We start from the raw sequence: 360 nt of genomic DNA, 5'->3' as shown, positions 1-360 counted from the left end.
TTGTGCTGCGCCGGATCGGGCGCGAGGTGGTTCATCCGCCTGCCATAGTCGAGATTTTGCGCGACGTTGAGATGCGGAAACAGCCGCGCATCCTGGAACACATAGCCGATGCGGCGGCGCCAGGTCGGCACATGAATGCCGGCCGCGCTGTCGTCGACCGTCTCGCCGTCGATCACGATGGTGCCGCGGTCGGGCCGCAGCAGCCCCGCGATCATGTTGACCAGCGAGGTCTTGCCGGCGCCCGACGCTCCGAACAGTCCGATGACGCGGCCTTCGCTCGCGAAGGACGCGGACAGCGAGAACTCGCCGAGCTGCTTTTCGATGTCGACGCGCAGCATGGTCAATTCCCGTGCAGGCGCG

General features: G+C 66.4%; 1 protein-coding gene. It reads right to left on the bottom strand.

The window, feature by feature from the left end:
• The coding region (locus IVB32_RS26630; RefSeq protein WP_247411818.1) for an ATP-binding cassette domain-containing protein at nucleotides 1–338 on the bottom strand (338 nt) is incomplete at its 3' end.
• Nucleotides 339–360 lie beyond the last annotated feature (22 nt).

It is taken from the genome of Bradyrhizobium sp. 23, assembly GCF_023073295.1.
GTDB classification, from domain to species: Bacteria; Pseudomonadota; Alphaproteobacteria; order Rhizobiales; family Xanthobacteraceae; genus Bradyrhizobium; species Bradyrhizobium canariense_D.
This window is presented reverse-complemented; position numbering and strand designations above follow the sequence as displayed.